This is a genomic window from Phycicoccus jejuensis (genome assembly GCF_000720925.1).
Classification (GTDB): Bacteria; Actinomycetota; Actinomycetes; order Actinomycetales; family Dermatophilaceae; genus Phycicoccus; species Phycicoccus jejuensis.
Window position 1 is genome coordinate 1 of the sequence record NZ_JOEE01000070.1, and the last position, 278, is coordinate 278.

Sequence of the window (278 nt, forward strand, 5' to 3'; positions counted from 1 at the left end):
TGCAGCCGGTGGAACTTGCGGTTGACCAGGTCATCGGAGGTGACGACCCCGCGCATGCGCTTGACCCGCGCCGGGCCTGGGAGGCCGTAGATGCCGGCCCGGGTCATCAACACCGAGACCAGGCGCGAGCTGACCTGGACCTCCATCGCCATGGTCAGCTCGGCGTGCACCCGCCGGTAGCCGTACGTGCCGCGGGAGGCGATGTGGATCTCTCGGATCAGGCCGGTGAGCCACTGGCGGCGCAGCGCGGTCTTGGACATGGCGCGGCGCTTGTACCG

At 69.8% G+C, this 278-nt stretch carries 1 protein-coding gene; it reads right to left on the reverse strand.

From position 1 onward, the window contains the following. On the reverse strand, positions 1–278 hold a 278-nt coding region (locus IG69_RS20660), incomplete at both ends, for an IS3 family transposase (RefSeq protein ID WP_036830715.1).